The 3,002-nt window shown below is 46.3% G+C and carries 2 protein-coding genes; one reads left to right on the top strand and one right to left on the bottom strand.

Translation table 11 applies throughout. The annotated features are described in order from the left end of the window. A partial coding sequence (locus tag JGK20_RS33830; RefSeq protein WP_293233765.1) for a glycoside hydrolase family 38 C-terminal domain-containing protein occupies positions 1-2,380 on the top strand: 2,380 nt, incomplete at its 5' end. Positions 2,381-2,610: 230 nt separating this feature from the next. On the opposite strand, the gene JGK20_RS33825 is transcribed toward JGK20_RS33830, so the two are convergent. Continuing rightward, complete coding sequence (locus JGK20_RS33825; RefSeq protein WP_293180234.1) at positions 2,611-2,745, bottom strand: hypothetical protein; 135 nt, start codon at positions 2,743-2,745, stop codon at positions 2,611-2,613. Positions 2,746-3,002 lie beyond the last annotated feature (257 nt).

Below are 3,002 nucleotides of genomic sequence, written 5' to 3'. Positions count from 1 at the left end.
TTCCGCAAATTTACCCGAAAGCCTCAACTCCAATCTCAAAACTCCCGCAAGTTTGCCAATTCCTGAAGTTGTCGAAACTTTGTCGGATGTCGCACCTCCAAATTTACTCGAAAATTCCGCAACTTTACCCGAAAGTCGAACTTCAAGTCAGGAAACTCCCGCAAGTTTGCAAGCTGAGACGGTTGTGAAAACTTTATCGGATGTCGCACCTCCAAAATTAGTCGAAAATTCCGCAAATTTACCCGAAAGCCTCAACTCCAATCTAAAAACTCCCGCAAGTTTGCCAATTCCTGAAGTTGTCGAAACTTTATCAGGTGTCGCATCGGGAAAATTACTCGAAAATTCGACAAGTTCATCCGAAAGTGAAACGAATTCGGTAGAAAACGAGGAAAATTTGCAACTTAGGAAAACAACCGAGAATTTGTCCGGCTTAGTAGGTGATTTTTCCGGTAAATTTTCGGAATCAGAACCTAAATACCTTGATTTCCCAACCGAAATTCACCAAGAGAAATCTCAACTAAAAAATTCCCCCTCTCTTCCCCTCTCCCCCTCTCCCAATCTCCCGATTTGGAAAGACGAACTTTACTTAGAATTCCACCGGGGTTGTTACACGACTCGCGCTGACCAAAAACGCCAAAATCGCCGCTGCGAAGATTTGCTCTATCAAGCGGAGTTGTTGTCTTCGATCGCGACAATCTGCACTGGTGCGGTTTATCCGAAAGTTGAGTTAGAATTGGCTTGGAAACAGGTGTTGTTTAACCAGTTTCACGATATTTTGCCCGGTTCGGCGATCGCCCAGGTCTACACTGATGCTAATCTAGCCTTTGCTGAGGTCGATCGCTCTTGCCACCACATCCTGCTACAATCCTTAGATGCGATCGCTGCTCAGATTTCTCTACCTTCTCCTCCGCAGTCGGACGCTCAACCGATTTTTGTTTTCAATTCTCTCAATTGGTCGCGCTCTGAAGTTGTCGCCGTAACTCTTCCCGATTCCCCCGACGCAGCTTGGCAAATTTACGACTTATCGGGAGGGCGGTTGACTTCGCAGATTGTTAAGGGCGATCGACTCCCATCGCAATCCCAATCTACACTGTTATTTTCGGCCCAGAGTGTTCCGGCGATCGGCTACCGCGTTTTTTGGCTTTGCCATGGCGCTCAAACCCTAAATCATGCCCCTGCAAGCTCAGCCACCGAAAAAAAGACAGATTTATCAAAACTTACATACGGTATAGCACAAAAAAACACGCCTTGTCAAGAAACGCTTTTTTCAGCCCCAGAAACGGTCTTAGAAAATGAGCTTATTCGGGCAACAGTAGACGCAGAAACTGGTAATTTATCCAGCATTTGGGATAAAGCAAACAATAGAGAAGTCCTGAATGCAGTCGGAGGCAATCAACTGCAAGCCTTTCAAGACAGCGGTCAATATTGGGATGCTTGGAACATCGATCCGAATTACCAAAAACATCCATTACCCGCCCCGATACTCAAACAGATTTCTTGGGTAGACCGGGGAGAAGTACGGCAGAGTTTGCGCGTAGTTATGCAAATTGGTAAATCCGAGTTTAGCCAAGATTATATAGTAGAAACAGGTTCGCCACTGCTGAAAATCAAGACAGTCGTAGATTGGCAAGAAACTCACGTTTTAGTCAAAACAGCCTTCGGGTTAAATGTCGCAGCAGATTTTGCAACTTGCGAAATTCCCGGCGGCGCGATCGCACGCACGACCAAGCCGCAGACACCGGCAGAAAAAGCCAAATGGGAAGTACCGATTTTCCGTTGGACTGATATCAGCAATGACGGTTTTGGAGTCAGTTTGCTCAACGATTGTAAATACGGTTGCGACATTCAACCAAATCAAATTCGGCTGACTTTGCTCAGAAGTTCCACTTGGCCGGATGAAGCAGCAGATGTTGGAGTTTCCCAATTTACTTGTGCCGTCTATCCCCACGCTGGAAATTGGCAAGATGCTGGCACTGTTCGGCGCGGCTGCGAGTTGAATATGCCGCTGTTAGTAAAGGTGTTGTCGCAGTTGCCGGAAAATCGCGATCGGACTCTGCCACCCGTTGGCAAGTTCTTGGATTTGTCCGCCGAAAATTTAGTGTTGATGGCTTTCAAACAGTCGGAAGATGATGCGAATGTCTGGATTTTTCGGTGTTGCGAATCCGAGGGCAAACAGGCTGTGTTAGCATTGGATGGCGATTTGGGATTGGAGATTTTAGAGTCTGTCGATTTGCTAGAAAGGTCTGCAATTTTGTCTGAAAGGTTGCCTCTATCGGAAAGTTTTAAGATAGAACCTTGGAAAATTGCTAGTTTTGCTGTTGTAACGAACCACGATAGCGCTCTTGTCGCGAAGGAAGAGAGGGAAGGGAAGAAGGAATAATCTCAAAACCTAAGATATTAGACCTCTTGCATCAATCATTCAATTATACAGGAACCGCAGATGTCAAGCAGATAAACACAGGTAAACGCAGATGATTTTTCAAGATAATTTGCAAATGAGTGCAATCTTGTCTATTGCCGATCGCCTTTTAGCTAACGGGCGCGGGAATCCCTCGCGCGATATCGTTTACAGATAGGTGTCGATCGCCTGCCAAGCAGTTTTGAGGTCTCCTACTCCCCAAAGCTACGGCACTCATCTGACCCAACAATTGCGATCGCCGCCCGGTTCATCCGCAGCCAGGGCAAATATCCCCAGCCGAAACCTAAGTAAGTCAGTCCCAACAGTAGATATTTGAATGTTATCATAGATACGTGACATACCCGACACTCATTATTGTAAACAAATAGAGTGCGGGCTTCCTCTTTCAACGGGAGAGCCTCGACGCGAGCAATCTCTAAGCTGGTCTTATCCTCCCTCCGTAGGTTTCACTCACCCGAAGGTGGTCCTAACTAGCAAGATAATTACTTATCTTTTCCGGCAGACTCCCTGTGTCCCAAGGAGTAGAATTGTTGATTTTTTCACCCATCCATCAGCTCTTTTACGGCAAGAAAGGGATTTTGGG

Source organism: Microcoleus sp. PH2017_05_CCC_O_A (assembly GCF_020738785.1).
Classification (GTDB): Bacteria; Cyanobacteriota; Cyanobacteriia; order Cyanobacteriales; family Microcoleaceae; genus Microcoleus.
This window is presented reverse-complemented; position numbering and strand designations above follow the sequence as displayed.

Coding starts and splice junctions, on each gene's coding strand:
- JGK20_RS33825 (WP_293180234.1), bottom strand. CDS start 2,745: ATGATAACATTCAAATATCTACTGTTGGGACTGACTTACTTAGGTTTC.